Origin of the sequence: Arsukibacterium sp. UBA3155 (assembly GCA_002364615.1) — a bacterium.
Lineage (GTDB): Bacteria > Pseudomonadota > Gammaproteobacteria > Enterobacterales > Alteromonadaceae > Alishewanella.
On sequence record DEYP01000009.1, the window covers coordinates 1 to 14,812 of the forward strand.

General features: G+C 48.2%; 16 protein-coding genes. 8 read left to right on the forward strand and 8 right to left on the reverse strand.

Going from position 1 to position 14,812, the window contains the following annotated elements:
* Window positions 1-226, forward strand: a 226-nt coding sequence (locus B2X65_RS02735) for a hypothetical protein (RefSeq protein ID WP_290610485.1), incomplete at its 5' end; no start/stop codon positions are given.
* Window positions 227-603: 377 nt separating this feature from the next.
* Here the strand turns inward: B2X65_RS02735 and B2X65_RS02740 are convergent.
* From B2X65_RS02740 to B2X65_RS02775, 8 genes are read right to left on the reverse strand one after another with little or no spacing between them, the layout of a single operon-like run.
* Window positions 604-936: a DUF6488 family protein gene (locus tag B2X65_RS02740; RefSeq protein WP_290610487.1), complete on the reverse strand. Its 333-nt coding sequence runs from the start codon at window positions 934-936 to the stop codon at window positions 604-606.
* Between the two features lie 27 nt (window positions 937-963).
* Entirely contained in the window at window positions 964-1,491 is a 528-nt protein-coding gene (locus tag B2X65_RS02745) for a hypothetical protein (RefSeq protein WP_290610489.1), read from the reverse strand.
* Window positions 1,492-1,538: 47 nt separating this feature from the next.
* Window positions 1,539-2,234, reverse strand: a complete 696-nt coding sequence (locus B2X65_RS02750; RefSeq protein ID WP_290610491.1) for a HupE/UreJ family protein — start codon at window positions 2,232-2,234, stop codon at window positions 1,539-1,541.
* Window positions 2,224-5,367, reverse strand: coding sequence for an efflux RND transporter permease subunit (locus tag B2X65_RS02755; RefSeq protein ID WP_290610493.1), 3,144 nt, complete (start codon window positions 5,365-5,367; stop codon window positions 2,224-2,226). Before B2X65_RS02755 ends, B2X65_RS02750 begins: the two co-directional genes overlap by 11 nt.
* An 11-nt stretch (window positions 5,368-5,378) precedes the next feature.
* Window positions 5,379-6,629, reverse strand: a complete 1,251-nt coding sequence (locus B2X65_RS02760; protein ID WP_290610495.1) for an efflux RND transporter periplasmic adaptor subunit — start codon at window positions 6,627-6,629, stop codon at window positions 5,379-5,381.
* 8 nt (window positions 6,630-6,637) lie between these two features.
* On the reverse strand, window positions 6,638-7,924 hold the full coding sequence (locus B2X65_RS02765; protein WP_290610496.1) for a TolC family protein: 1,287 nt from the start codon (window positions 7,922-7,924) through the stop codon (window positions 6,638-6,640).
* A 13-nt stretch (window positions 7,925-7,937) separates the two neighbouring features.
* Window positions 7,938-8,930 (reverse strand): M56 family metallopeptidase, encoded by a 993-nt coding sequence (locus B2X65_RS02770; RefSeq protein WP_290610498.1) that lies wholly within the window; start codon window positions 8,928-8,930, stop codon window positions 7,938-7,940.
* A gap of 5 nt (window positions 8,931-8,935) precedes the next feature.
* Window positions 8,936-9,316: a BlaI/MecI/CopY family transcriptional regulator gene (locus B2X65_RS02775; RefSeq protein ID WP_213997611.1), complete on the reverse strand. Its 381-nt coding sequence runs from the start codon at window positions 9,314-9,316 to the stop codon at window positions 8,936-8,938.
* 84 nt (window positions 9,317-9,400) lie between these two features.
* On the opposite strand from B2X65_RS02775, the gene B2X65_RS02780 reads away from it, so the two are divergent.
* From B2X65_RS02780 to B2X65_RS02810, 7 genes are all read left to right on the forward strand, one after another.
* Window positions 9,401-9,535 (forward strand): hypothetical protein, encoded by a 135-nt coding sequence (locus B2X65_RS02780; protein ID WP_290610502.1) that lies wholly within the window; start codon window positions 9,401-9,403, stop codon window positions 9,533-9,535.
* A gap of 363 nt (window positions 9,536-9,898) precedes the next feature.
* Entirely contained in the window at window positions 9,899-10,303 is a 405-nt protein-coding gene (locus B2X65_RS02785; protein ID WP_290610504.1) for a hypothetical protein, read from the forward strand.
* 108 nt (window positions 10,304-10,411) lie between these two features.
* Window positions 10,412-10,735, forward strand: a complete 324-nt coding sequence (locus B2X65_RS02790) for a hypothetical protein (RefSeq protein ID WP_290610505.1) — start codon at window positions 10,412-10,414, stop codon at window positions 10,733-10,735.
* 2 nt (window positions 10,736-10,737) lie between these two features.
* Window positions 10,738-12,162: a TolC family protein gene (locus B2X65_RS02795; protein WP_290610507.1), complete on the forward strand. Its 1,425-nt coding sequence runs from the start codon at window positions 10,738-10,740 to the stop codon at window positions 12,160-12,162.
* Window positions 12,163-12,171: 9 nt separating this feature from the next.
* Window positions 12,172-13,587 (forward strand): multicopper oxidase family protein, encoded by a 1,416-nt coding sequence (locus tag B2X65_RS02800; RefSeq protein WP_213997607.1) that lies wholly within the window; start codon window positions 12,172-12,174, stop codon window positions 13,585-13,587.
* A 16-nt stretch (window positions 13,588-13,603) separates the two neighbouring features.
* Window positions 13,604-13,942 (forward strand): copper-binding protein, encoded by a 339-nt coding sequence (locus tag B2X65_RS02805; RefSeq protein WP_213997606.1) that lies wholly within the window; start codon window positions 13,604-13,606, stop codon window positions 13,940-13,942.
* A 36-nt stretch (window positions 13,943-13,978) separates the two neighbouring features.
* Complete coding sequence (locus B2X65_RS02810) at window positions 13,979-14,773, forward strand: copper resistance protein CopC (protein WP_290610509.1); 795 nt, start codon at window positions 13,979-13,981, stop codon at window positions 14,771-14,773.
* The last annotated feature ends 39 nt before the right edge of the window (window positions 14,774-14,812 follow it).

Here is a 14,812-nt window from a genome sequence, read left to right on the forward strand (position 1 = left end):
CGAAACAGCGCTACTAGAAAAACGGGATGAGGATTTCATCGATGCAATTGATAGAGTATGTATTGATGTTGAAGGGATAGTTGTCAACACAATACCGCCCGAAGAAATCCAAAGACTAAAAACGGCAATAAGGCAAAAACGTTATAAAAATAACGATTTCAATCGCCTTTTAAGCGAGTATCAGAGCACAATTACATTCATCAAAAACAGGTTGCAGAGCTGTTGACTTATAATCCTATTACATTGCGAGGGTCTGTCAGTAATTTTACGACACAATAAAACCAAGCAGGTTGAATGTTGAAACGTCATAAACTTAGTCAGAAAGGCAACGTTACCAAATTGTGTTTCCTCAAAAAATTAGACTGAAACACTTTTTTGACTTGATTAAGAACGCTAAATTTAAATTGGCTAGTTAAATTTGTACCAAGTTCTTTCATCAATTAGTTTGTCCCTCGGCATGTCAAAGCACTGTGATCGGTGTTCACTATGCTTTAGAACAGCTAACGACAACTAAAAATGTAAACCAAACTTGGAAACATTAGTAAATAACCTTTGCAATGACACTGCTAGCGGACTAACAGTGCCTTTAGCTTTAGCGGATAACTAAAAATCGTTAACGGGCTTTACATCTAATACCTGGCCGTTGGTGGCGATTTTAAAAAAGACCTGTTCAGCTTTGCTGCTATTAACCGCGCTCACTATGTAATAGCCCTCTTCAATGCTAACGACCGAGAATTGCATTGCTTCCAGCTCTTTCCATGACGTATCCAGTTTGCCGACAGCAAAACCAAAATCTTTAAACGTCATCTGCTGCACCGACTTCACCGCGATAGCCAAAGCCTGTTGGCTACTAATGATTCCGTGGTCCGCATGAGCCATTGCGCCGCCGCTGATTAATATGCAGCACAGCGCTGCTGCTGAAACTAATTTTTTCATTTGAATCTCCAAGTTATGTGGGTTGAATTATTGTTTCAGACCAATGACGTCATACTGGCCTTTTACCATCAGTTGCACTGCAACCGGTTTATCCGACTTGTTTTTCCAGTACCAGCCGTGTGAGCCTGCGAAAGGCGCGGTAAAACTGCCTTTAACCTCACTATTGGTGGCGATGGTGTAGCTCTCAAAGTATCCGGTGGTATCGCCCTCAGGCTCACCATGCAGGTCGTAGTACAAAGGCTCGCCATCGGTCAGCCATTCGAAAGTCATTTTGGCGTATTGCGGCATGGCAAATTTGTACTCAACGCCGCGACCTGCCGGCACTATGATTTCAATCGTTTGAAACTCAGCACTGCCCTTTGCTAATGCCTGTGCTGCAGCAGGTTCAGCGTTTGTCGCCTGTGCGATACTGGTCAATCCCAGCTGTTTGCCTATACCTGTCGGGTCAATGTTGTACTCGGCAGGAAGAATTAACGTTATCAGTGCAATAACTGCGACAACTGCCGCCGCCACGCTGGCTTTAACCAAGGTTTTTGTGCTTACCGTATGTTGCATAGTGTTCTCTTCGTTGTTCAGTAAATTAAGTAATGTTGTTCAGTAAATTAATTGATGAAGTAACCCGTCAGCTGATAGCCCATCAGCATGATGCCGGCACTCATCAAGGCGGTGTTAGTCAGGGTAGAAAAGCGCTGAAATGACGGCACTTTTCGCCAGGAATTAATGACAAGCAGAATTAACGCTAACGCCGCGAATTGGCCCAGTTCAACGCCGATGTTAAAGGCAATTAAATTGGTTAACAGTCCTTCCTGTGGCAGTTGAAACTCCTGCAACTTGGTTGCCAGGCCAAAACCATGAAACAAACCAAAGATCAGTACCGCTGCGCGCGTGTCCGGTTGCCAATTAAAACAGCGCTTAAAACCGCCCAGATTGTCGAAACCTTTATAGATAACTGATAAGCCGATAATGGCGTCAATCAAATACGCATTGACCTGAATATCGTTAAGGACACCCAACAACAACGTGATGCTGTGGCCCAGCGTAAACATGGTTACATAAAGTAAAACGTCTTTACTGCGGTACAAAAAGAAGATCACCCCGACTAAGAACAACAAATGGTCATAGCCGGTGATCATATGCTTGGCACCGATATATAAAAACGGGATAAATTGTATACCCTGATTTTGCTCTAAAAATGCCCTGGTGCTGTCATCCACACCATGGGCAAAAGCGCTGATGCTAAGCAGTGATAACACGCCGATTAACAGCCATAACCCCGTTTGCATTAATTTATTTGGCATCGACAGACTCCAATACTTCAACGTCAGTCACCAGTGACTCCTTATCTTTATGTAAAATGCGATACAGCGCCGGAATAACAAACAGCGTAAGTAAGGTAGACGAGATAATCCCGCCTATCACCACGGTGGCAAGTGGCCGCTGCACTTCGGAGCCGATGCCGGTGTTAAGCGCCATTGGAATAAAGCCCAGCGAAGCCACTAATGCCGTGGTTAAAACCGGACGTAACCGCGTTAAAGCCCCATCAAAAATGGCCTGCTCAAGCCCCATGCCCTCTTTGCGAAGTTCCCGAATAAACGACACCATTACCAGGCCATTTAAAATCGCTATACCGGATAGGGCAATAAAGCCAACCGCAGCCGAGATAGAAAACGGAATGTCACGCAGCAATAAGGCAGCAATACCACCGGTCAGGGCCAGTGGCACACCGGTAAAGATGATCATGGCATCTTTGAACGAACTCAGCGCCAGAATTAACAAGCCGATTATCATCAACAAAGTAACGGGCACCACGATGCTCAGGCGCTGTGAAGCCGATTGCAGTTTTTGATAAGTGCCGCCGTATTCCAGCCAATAACCGGCTGGGATATCCACTTTGTCTGCTACGGCTTGCTGAATATCAGCCACAAAGCTGCCAAGATCACGCCCGCGTACGTTGGCGGTAACCACCACCCGACGTTTTCCATTTTCACGGTTAATCTGATTCGCCCCTGAGACAAGCTCCAGTGACACCAACTCCTGTAGCGGAACCGTGTGGCCATCCGGCAAATGAATTGGCAGATAACTGAGCGCATCCACATCCTGTCGTCGCGATTCACCCAGGCGCACCACGATGTCAGAGCGAACATCGCCCTGATAAAACTTGCCCGCCACAGTGCCGCCCATCGCAGTGGCAACCTGAGACTGCAGCTCAGCCATACTGATACCATGTTGCATTAACTTTTGCCGATCCGGCACCAGGTTCAGCATCGGTAAGCCGGTAAGCTGTTCAACCTGTATATCGGCAATGCCCTCAACCTGTGCAATGGCAGAACCTATCTCTTCTCCCAGTGCGGCCAAACTGTCAAAATCATCGCCAAACACTTTAATGGCTAATTCAGAGCGCACCCCGGCCAGAAGCTCGTTAAACCGCATCTGAATAGGCTGTAAAAACTCGTAACGATTACCAGGGATCGGCTCAACTAAAGCAGCAAGCTCTTCAACAAGCTGTGCTTTGGGCTTATCGGGGTTTGGCCACTGCTCACGGGGTTTTAAGATAATAAAGTTATCAGCCACACTGGGTGGTACAGCATCAGTTGCCACATTTGCGGTGCCTATTTTGGCAAACACCCGCTCAACCTCCGGCATCTGTTTAATTTTATCTTCCAGTGTTTCCTGTAGTGCAATGGCTTGGCTTAGCGAAGTGCCGGGGATCCGCAGCGCGTGCATAGCAATATCACCTTCATCCAGATTAGGGGCAAACTCACTGCCTAAGTTGCTGGCCTGGTAACCAAACACCACCACCAACGCTGTGGCGGCAGTAACGACCAGCCAGCGCCCTTTCAGCACCCAGTTTAACGCGGGTCGATACAAAGCCGCCGCTCCCCGGATAAGCGGGCTGTGTGTTTCTTTTACCGGCTTTTTAAATAATAAGGCAACCATTGCAGGCACAAAGGTGACAGACAGCAACATAGCGCTTAGCAGCGCAATCACCACGGTAATGGCCATCGGATGGAACATCTTGCCTTCCACTCCTTCCAGCGCAAAAATGGGCAAGTACACCACGGTGATAATAAAAACACCGAATAATGCCGGTCTTATCACTTCCCGGGTGGCATCAAATACCAGTTGCATGCGCGCTTTCAAAGGCAGAGGATTACTTCCCGCCTGGCTTAGCCTGCGCAAACAGTTTTCAACGATAATGATTGCACCATCGACTAACAAACCAAAGTCCAGTGCGCCCAAACTCATCAAATTGGCACTGACACCGGTTTTTACCATACCGGTAACGGTCATTAGCATGGCAAATGGGATCACCAGGGCGGTTAAAAATGCTGCGCGGAAGTTACCCAGCAGCACAAATAACACCACGATAACCAGAATAGCGCCTTCTAACAGATTGGTTCGTACCGTTACTAACGTTTTATCCACCAGCGTAGTGCGATCATATACCGCAGTGGCCACCACGCCTTCAGGTAAAGTCGTGTTAATTTCTTTTAGTTTTTCGCCCACCGCATGCGCCACGGTCCGGCTGTTCTCGCCGATTAACATGAACACAGTGCTCATCACCACTTCACGACCATTCTGTGTCGCTGCGCCGGTTCTGAGCCCCTGGCCATTTTCGATATCTGCCACATCTTTAATGGTCAGTGCCGCGCCTTTGTCCGAGCGTAGCGGAATATCAGCGATAACCGCAATATCTTCGGCCTGGCCGGGCATTCTGAGTAGCCACTGTGCACCGTTTTGCTCGATAAAACCGGCACCACGGTTTTGATTATTAGTAGTAATGGCATCGACGACATCAGCCTGTGTTAAACCAAACGCCAGCAGTTTTTCAGGTTTAAAGGCTACCAGGATTTCGCGCTCAAAGCCGCCAATAGGGTTCACTTCAACAACGCCCGGCACCCGTATCAGCTGGGGTCTGATGGTCCAGTCATGTACGGTGCGCAAATCCATCGGCGTAATGGGCGAGCCATCTGCATGCGTTGCGCCAGGCGCGGCATCGACCGTAAACATAAAAATTTCGCCCAAACCCGTCGCTATAGGCCCAAGTTGCGGTTCAAGGCCAGCCGGTAGCTCCGCACGGGCCGCTGACAAGCGTTCATTCACCAGCTGCCGGGCAAAATACACATCAGTTCCATCGCTGAAAATAGCAACCACCTGAGATAAGCCATAGCGGGACACTGAGCGGGTATAGGTTAAGCCCGGTAAACCCGCCAACGCGGTCTCCAGTGGAAAGGTAACCCGCTGCTCCACCTCAAGTGGGGTATAACCGGGTGCTTCAGTGTTAATCATTACCTGCACATTGGTAATATCGGGCACCGCATCGATGGGTAACTTCGTGAAGTTCCACAGTCCTAATCCGGCTACGGCCAACACCATAACCAGCACCAGAAATTTTCGCTTGATAGAAAAGCGTAAAATTGCTTCCAACATTATTTACGCTCCTAGTGATCGTGAGAGGCGCCAGACTTTTCAATGTCGGCTTTTAAGATAAAGCTGTTCTGGCTAACGTACTCCGTGCCCGGTTTCAGGCCGCCGAGCACTTCAATCCATTCGCCGTCATGGCGTCCCAGCTCCAGCATACGAACTTCGTATTGCTCGCCAACTTTGGCATACACTACGGTAAAATCCCGAAACGCTTGCAGGCCGGTGCGTTTAACCGCCAGCGGCACATCTATCGTGGCCACTTCAATCCGGGCACTGACAAAACTGCCGGCAGTAAATTCATTCTGACTATTTGGCAGCCTTACCCAGACAATACGGGCCTGGTCATCGCGCACCTGTGGCTCTACAAAGGCAATACTGCCACTGTATGTCTTGTCTGAGCCTTCTATTTTTAGGCTAACCGGGGAGCCGGGCCGGACTTTTTGGTAATCTTTAGGGTATACCGCCAGTTTTGCCACGTAGTGGCTGAGGTCGGCAATCGTCAGCAAAGCACGGCCAGCGGTTTGCTCTCCGTTACCGGCAAACTGTTGTGTGACGACACCTGTCAAGGGTGCCTTCACCTGATAAGGCTGCAAACTCTCGTTGCTTTCGATTGTGAGTAAGGTTTGGCCTGTTTTTACTGTGTCACCAAGCGCGACATGCAACTTAGTGATTTCACCATCAAACCGGGCCGCAATAGTGCGCTCTGCACCGGTTGGCAGTGCCAGCGTGCCATAGGCAGGGATCGTCTGGTGCAAGGTGGCCGGGCCTGCTATGTCAGTTTGAATGTCCATCGCCTCAGCCACGGCCTGTTCGATAGTGGTTCGGCCTTCAAAATTGTCATACTGCCAACGGTATGACTTGCCCTGATGTTTCGCTGTGATCGTCACCACAAAAGAATGCGGCTCGAATATTTGCATATCGCCGCGCAGTAAATCCCCCTGAGCCACAAAGTTGATATCGTCCACCCCATCGCCTAAGCGAGTTAACTTGATATTCAACTCTACTGTTGCCGGGTCGGCCGCTTTACCGCCAGCAGTAACCCACACCCGAAATTCAGGCGGTACACCGGTTTCAAAAATTGCCAGCTCCAACGCAAATTCACCGTCGCGTAGCATCCGCCCCCCGTGTGGGCCCTTTTCTGCTTCGGCTTGCTCTGCAGCAGGTGCCGATGCCGCCATTATTGTTGCAGGTAAAAAAGCGCTGCTGGCCATGCCGATATTCAGTAATAGCGCCAGACTGATTGACGAAAACGTGCTGTTATTTTTCATAGTTTGTCTCACTGAGAAATAGATGTACCGGTCAGGCGCTGAATTTCGATGTGCTGCAAATGCAGACTCTCAAACGCCTCAAGCAGTTGGGACTGGGCACTGAGCAATTCCCGGCGCACCCCGCTGTATTGGTTGTAACTGAGTTGCCCTTGCTCAAACGCATTACTTGCCTCTGTCAGCGCCTGCTCTAAGGTGGGCACAATCGCCGTTTGTACGGTATTAATAACATGCTGTGAATGCGCCATTTCCTGCAGCAAAACATACAGCTGCGCATCCAGGGTTTGCATCAGGGCAGTTTGTTCGCTTGCCAACACGTCCTGCCGGGCTTGCAACGCTGCCAGCGTGCCAGCATTACGGTTGCTGTCGCCCCACGGAATGGACACACCGGCAACTACACCAAAGTCATCACTGGCTTCATAGCGACGTATCCCAGCGGTAAACTGCCATTGCGCTTTAGCGTCAATTCTTGCCAGCTCCATCTGCGACTGTGCAATGCGCTGAGCACTGCCAAATTGTTGCAGCCGTGGGTTTTGTTTTAACTGGGCCAGCTGCTCTTCAACCGGGGGTACCGCTGGTATGCTCAGTAAATTGCCGGTTAGCTGGTAAGGAGTGGTAGGCGCTCCCCAAAGCGAAGCTAACTGGTACTGGCTGGCATTGAGTTCATGCTCGACATCCTCTACCGCCAGTTCACGGCGGATCAGCTCTGCTTTTGCTAGCTGTATTTCAACACCTGAGCTTTTACCGGCCTGAGCCCGTTTTGAAATGGCTGCCACCACGTCCTTTGCCTGCTGCAGGGCTAACTGGTTTAGCTTAAGACGCTGTTGTTTCACCAGAATATCGATAAAGCGTTTTGCTACAACCGCAGATAAATCGAGCGCTGTAATGTGCTTTTGCAACGCCAGCGTATCGGCTTCACTTTTTACCGCGCTAACCCGGCTGTCTATCTGCGCTTGTTGTAGTAGCCAGGAAAATGTCAGTGTGGACTGCATTCTATTAATTCCACTGTGCTCACCTGTCCCCAGCGCATCTTCAACCATAAAGTCGATTTGTGACCGCTCGCCAACCCCCGCTTGCTCAATTCTGCCCTGCAAAACACGCTGTTGTGATACCAGCGCCTGCAAATCAGGGTGTTTTTCCAGTGTCAGCGTTACTGCATCTGCCAGGCTGATAACCTGGGGGCGTGCTATGGGCTCTTGTGCAGCGGCTGACAGAGATAAACTTATCCCTATTAGCACAGCGTAAAACCGATAGCCAATCGGTTTTTTGAATTTGCGTTTAAACAACATAACTGCCATTCCCGGTCCTTATTTAATGGGTAATAAAGGTTTCAATAAAGTGATGCAGGCTATCCACCGTTGACGCCACCAGCAGCGGCGAACAGCTAAACAGCAGCAGGGCCAAAACGATTGCCGACCGCGATGTCGATAATGCGGGGTTAATCAGACACTGTACCCGCACACTGGTTTGGTCGTTACCAAAATAACTGGCTACGCCATCGCAGCATGGGCTTTTATTGCCGAAATTCAGATTGCGCTGTAAACGGGCGACATCAATAAGCGTTTGGGCAACATCAAGATTATCATAAGCATCCGTAGCCGCGCAGTCGGCTATCTGCTCAGTCAACAAGGTAAATTGCGTGATCAAACTACGGGCTATTCCTGCAGGGTAAAAACAGGCAAGAGCGGCAAAGACGGTCTTAAACAGTGGATCTCTGGCAGCAACATGCGCCATTTCATGCCTGACGATAATATCAAGTTGCTGCGGGTTAACCTGCTGCTGCAGTGCTGTGGTGACATAAATTCTGGGGCGAATAAGACCAGCGGTAAAGGCCGTAGGAATAGACAACGCTAACGAATAGTACCGACTCTGCTCAGTCGTTGTCTCTGGCTTAATATCAGACAAGCTTAGCAACGCTGTCATCGCGCTGGCTTGTTTGCGACGATAAAACACGTTGCGCGCTATTGACCACGTCGCATAGGCAGCCGCTGAAAACAAGGTAATAGCGTGCCAACTGGTAAAACTAAACAGATCGACATGATGCCAGTGCGCCAATCCACTTAGCCAGGTTGCGGCAAAAATATCTGACAGGCTTGGCCACAGCACACCGACACAACCGGCGGCAATCCACCAGGGAGCACTTACCCATGCCCATAAGATGGCTTTACGCAGACCGAAAGTAAAATGCGCTAAGCGGTTTAATATGGCACGGAAACTGATACAGAGCAGGACAACGCTGATAGCAAAAGCCAACACGGCAATACTGAGCAAATTCAGTGCTATCGCCAGATCCCCAACCAGCATAATGCTTAGCCCCCTCTGCGCAGCTTACGCTGGGCTTCTATCAATGTCTGTAACTGATCCAGCTGAGCATCATTCAGGTTGGCAGAGGCTGAACTAAAAGCAGCAATCAGGCTATGTTCGCCATCGGCAACAAAGTCGCTGGTTACGTTGGTGATAAGTTTAGCTATCAAGGCCTCACGGTCTACTTTGGCGCTATAATAATAAGCATGGCCTTGCTTGGTGCGACCCAGTAATCCTTTTTTAAATAACCGATCGAGTGTGCTTTGAATGGTATTGAGTGAGTTTCCGCGCGACTGTCCAAGCACGGCATGTACCTGCTTGGCATCAGATTCAGCAGCATTCCACAAATAGTGCAAAACCTGTTTTTCTAGTTCACCTAACTGCATGACATATTTCTCTTACCACAGTGGGCATAATCATGGCACAACAAAAACCGACAGGCAATCGGTTTTTTATTTTGAGGGGTGAATATGAGCTGGTTAATTATTAAGTATCTGGTAACGGCGGCTATAGAGGTTGCGGCCTTAGAGTTAGCAAAACGCAGTGACATTCTCGGAGCATTTATTGTCGCGCTACCGCTGGTCACGATTATTGCGATGATCTGACAGTATACCGAAAAGTAACCGCTGGAAAAAATTGCCAATCACGCTTGGTATATTTTCTGGTATATGGCGCCAACCTTACCGATGTTTTTATTGTTTCCTTGGCGACTTCATTGACTAAGCTTCTGGCCAGCTTTAGCCGATGTTGCATGTATTACAGTGATTCTATGGTAATAAACCCATTTTTAATTGACGCTTGAAGTAGAAGGTTGCGTTATTAAAGCCTGTTTGTATTTCGGTCGATTGCTTTTCGGATATTATTACCACCAGGTCATATATAAGAAGATTATCCGAGTACTTTCCGTGGCCGTTTGAACTTTCATGCAAACTGACTTATCATATGCTCAACACAATTATGGATCACGCATGCGCTCAGGTAATTTATTTATCATAGTACTTTGCTTGCTGTTTCTCTTTAAGGGAACTGGCCTGTATGCTATGGTCCATTGCCAAAGCCAACAACACCACCAAAGCTCAATAACATTAGATGCAATGACTGATCAGAAGTCATACGCCAATCATCATCACTCTACATCAGATGGTGCCGAAACATCACCAAGCATGCTTGTAGATAACACGTTGGGTAATACTTATTTAGCCAGTGCAGAGCCATGCGAAGCCTGTGACCATTGCTGCTCAATTCATTGTGTGCCTTTACCACTGGTATCTGCAGCAGCTGAAACAGCTTGTCATGACAAAGTACTGCAAAATGCCTACTTCCACACTACCGGTATTGTTTTACCACAAGAACGCCCACCAAAGACCGCATAACCCTCTTATTTCGACCTTGAATTACCGATGTATTACTTAGCGACCATGATGGTTTGCTGACATTTTTCACATATGCATCATATAGTTAATTTTATTGAGGATATTGATATGTGTAAGAGCATTGCCACGCAAGGGTTGGCGGTCGCTGGGCTTTGGCTATTCAGCATTTTTGCTACGAATAGTGTGATAGCAAACGAGCCAACAATACCGGCGCCACTGCAAAATGATGACGTGCAAACAGCGCCGCTTTATATGCCGGTTGCACCGCAGCAAATGAAGGTCCCGGCTGTCAGTAACTGGGCAGAAGTTAATCAACGTGTCCACGAAATTGGTGGCTGGATGTTTTATGCCTCTGAGGGGGCGATGGACCACGAGCATCATAAGCAACCTAAACAGCCTGAGCCAACAACTAACCATCACGAGGGCCACTGATTATGCCAATGCCTTCAAGAAAGCTCGCTAATACATCCTTGGTGAAGCTGGCTGTTGTTACAGCCATATTAGCCAGTTTAACAGCGTGTGCCGTTAATCCAGGCGACCCGATAAATACGGTGCAGGCTGAAATCGCAGCTATCAACCCAACGCCGTTGCGACGCATTGAAAATGACGAGCAACAGCAACAAATACAACAGCAGGTACAAGGGTTACTACTGCACCCTTTAACATTAGATACCGCGGTGGAAATCGCCGTACTTAATAATAAATCGTTGCAGGCGGAATTATTTGCATTGGGGGTATCGGCTTCAGAACTGCAACAGGCGTCACAACTACCCAACCCAGCCATTATGCTTACCCGCAATGTGTCTGATGGCAATTATTCAACCGAATTAGAGTTTGGTTTTAATATCCTGTCGCTGCTAACGCTACCTAAAGTGCGCCAATTAGAAACGAACCGATTTGAACAGGCACGTTTAGTAAGCGCGCAGCGTATTGCCGGTATCATTGCAGATACCCGCCACGCCTATTGGAATGCCGTGGCCGCACAAGAGGTACTGCGTTATATTGAGCAGGTGTATACCACTACGGAAGCCGGGGCTGAACTGGCAAAACGGATGCTGCAAGCTGGCAATTTCAGTAAATTAGATTACTTGCGTGAACAAGGTTTACTGACTGAAGCGACGTTGAATTTAGTCAAAGCACGACAGTTAGCTTACAACAGCCAGGCAACGCTACAACAACAGTTAGGGTTGTGGCAGGAGTCAGAGCGTTTGATCCTACCCGACCGTTTACCTGAAATTCCAGCAGAGTTGACCGAATGGCGCAGTGTAATCCAGGGAGGATTAGACCAACGGTTGGATATCAGACTTGCAAAATTAAAGCTGGAACTTGTTGCGCAAAACGCCGGCCTGACCAAAGCAACCCGGTTTATTAACGCGTTTGAATTAGAGGTAGGTGGCAATTTGCAGGATAGCTCTGAAAGAAGCTATAAAGCCGTGCTGGAGTTGCCTCTGTTCGACTGGGGAACCTATCGGGTAAAAAAAGCAGAATATCAATATAAACAAGCCTTTAACGAAGCTTTTGCTACTGGCGTGTCGGCACGTTCAGAATTAACAACAAGTTATCACAACTACGCCTCCTTCCATGAGTTGGCACTGCATTACAAAAATGCCATGTTGCCCATTCAGCAGCAAATCGCAGAGGAAAATCAGCTGCGTTATAACGGTATGTTTATTAGTGTGTTTGAGCTAATTGCTGATGCACGCAATCAAATTAACGCGGTTACTGGTTATGTCAATGCAACCCGGGATTATTGGTTGGCAAAGTCGCAATTAGATATGGCCATGATTGGTGTTTCTGTCACCAGGCAAGAGAGTACCGAACTGCAATCTGTTAGCAATGCGGCAGGCGCCGATCATTAAGGAGTCATTATGTTTTCACGTCGTGAATTATTAAAAAGTATCGGTGCTCTTACGGCAGGTGTGGGTGTCGCTGCAGTCAGCCGAGCTGCGTTGGCAGGGATCCCGGAAGTGGTCAGCCAGCACTCTGCCGATACAATGGCGCCATTATTACCAACGTCTGGCCGGCCTTACAATCCTGTTGTAACCCTTAATGGCTGGACATTACCCTGGCGGATGAACAATGGTGTCAAAGAATTTCATCTGGTGGCTGAACCTGTAGTCAGGGAAATTGCGCCTGGGATGAAAGCGCATTTATGGGGTTACAACGGTCAATCACCAGGGCCGACTATTGAAGTGGTTGAAGGTGATAGAGTGAGGATTTTTGTCACCAATAAGCTGCCTGAGCATACATCCATTCATTGGCATGGCCAGCGTTTACCGAATGGCATGGACGGCGTGGCGGGATTAAATCAACCCGCTATTCCGGTGGGTAAAACCTATGTTTATGAGTTTATTGCCCGGCGCCCCGGCACCTTTATGTATCACCCTCATGCTGATGAAATGGTACAGATGGCCATGGGTATGATGGGATTCTGGGTAACTCATCCAAAAGATGCGCATCCACATATTGAAGAAGTGGACCGTGACTTTGTGTTTCTGCTCAATGCTTACGATATAGAACCCGGCGCCTATACGCCAAAAATCATGACTATGCTGGATTTTAACCTGTGGACCTTTAACAGCCGCGCCTTTCCGGGTATTGACCCATTGGTGGTGCGTAAAAACGACAAAGTGCGCATTCGCGTGGGTAACCTGACCATGACTAACCATCCTATTCACCTACATGGCCATGAGTTTACGGTAACTGGTACTGATGGCGGGCCAACGCCACCGGGTAGCCGTTGGCCGGAAGTTACCACCGATATTGCGGTTGGCCAAATGCGCCAAATTGAATTTATTGCTGATGAAGTGGGTGATTGGGCGTTTCACTGTCATAAGTCACATCATACGATGAACGCGATGGGCCACGATGTACCAACCATGATAGGCGTTGACCATCGCGGTATAACCAAAAAAATCCAGACTTTAGTGCCTGACTATATGGTAATGGGCGAACGCGGCATGGCCGACATGGCGGAAATGACCATGCCGTTGCCGGACAACACTTTACCGATGATGACCGGTGACGGCCCTTTTGGCTCGGTAGAAATGGGCGGTATGTTCAGTGTACTTAAAGTGCGGGAAGATCAGGCGCCACATGATTATTCTGATCCGGGTTGGTTCAAACATCCCGAAGGGACAGTAGCCCGTGAGTGGACCGGCGATATTGCTCAGCCTAAACGCTCTAACGAGCATGGTGGACAGCTAATGCCGCTTGAGCAACCATCGTCGAAAGAGCTGGAAGTTAAAGTGCGTAAACCTCAAGCCCATAATGGGCATAATTAGCAACGACAGGTGAATTATGAAATCATTAAAAATTAGTATGACAATAATATTAGCCGCTTTAGCAATGCCATCCGCGGTGGCGCAGGAAACTCATTCTCATCAGCATAAAAGCGAAGAGGCTCAAACTGCAGTTGACGAGATGACTACAGCCACTATTCGTAAACTGGATCTTGAATATGGCAAAATCACTCTCAAGCATGAAGCAATAAAAAGCCTTGGTATGCCTGGTATGACCATGGTTTTTCAGATTGAAGACCAGACGTTGTTTGACGGCTTAAGCCAGGGTGATAACGTGCGCTTTAAAGTGGAAAAAAAAGGTACTGCATTGGTTATCACTGCCATTGAAAAAATGTAGCACTGCTGATTTTAAAGCTATTAAGGATATTAAATAATGAACAATATTAGTTTTGCCAACGGCAGCGCGATATTTTTTGCTGCACTACTGACTTTAGTAATGCCTACAAAAGGTTGGGCTCATACCAGTTTAACATCGTCTATTCCTGCCAATGGACAAGCCGTTGCTGAAGTAAGCCAGCTGAGTCTGGAGTTTGGTGCACCACTGCGCTTGATGAGTATTTCGTTAACTGACGCTGCAGGTAAAAATATTGCACTGGAATTTAAACGTTCAGTTACTACTCAATCCCGTTTTGTAGTACCCACCAATGCTGCGTTGCCAGCGTCATCGTATCAGGTTTCCTGGATGGGTATGGGGGATGACGGGCACAAACTAGAAGGAGACTTTAGTTTTGTTGTTGATCCCAATGCAGTTACTTTGACAGCCTCTTCGACCGCAAAGCCTGAGATTTCGCTGTTTAGTGGGCTGCAACACCCTGCGGCTAAAGCGGTATTGGATTTCCATGCTGCGCTAAAAACCGGTGATACCGACGCGGTAATACGTTTACTGGCCAGTGATGTGGTTATTTTTGAAGGCGGTAGCGTAGAGCGTTCAAGTGCCGAATATCAGAGCCATCACATGGCGGCAGATATAGCGTTTTTAAAAGAGATGTCAATTGAATCTGTGGAGCATCATGTGGTGGTACACGGTGGTAGCGCACTGTCGCTGGCACGTTCAAACGTCAGCGGTGTTTATAAAGGTAAACCGATAGCACATACCGGCATGGAAACCATTACGTTGCAGCAACGTAATGGTAACTGGCAAATCACTCATATTCATTGGTCGAAATAAGTTTTTGAGCACAGGAGGGCGCTGCCCTCCTTGAGGGTA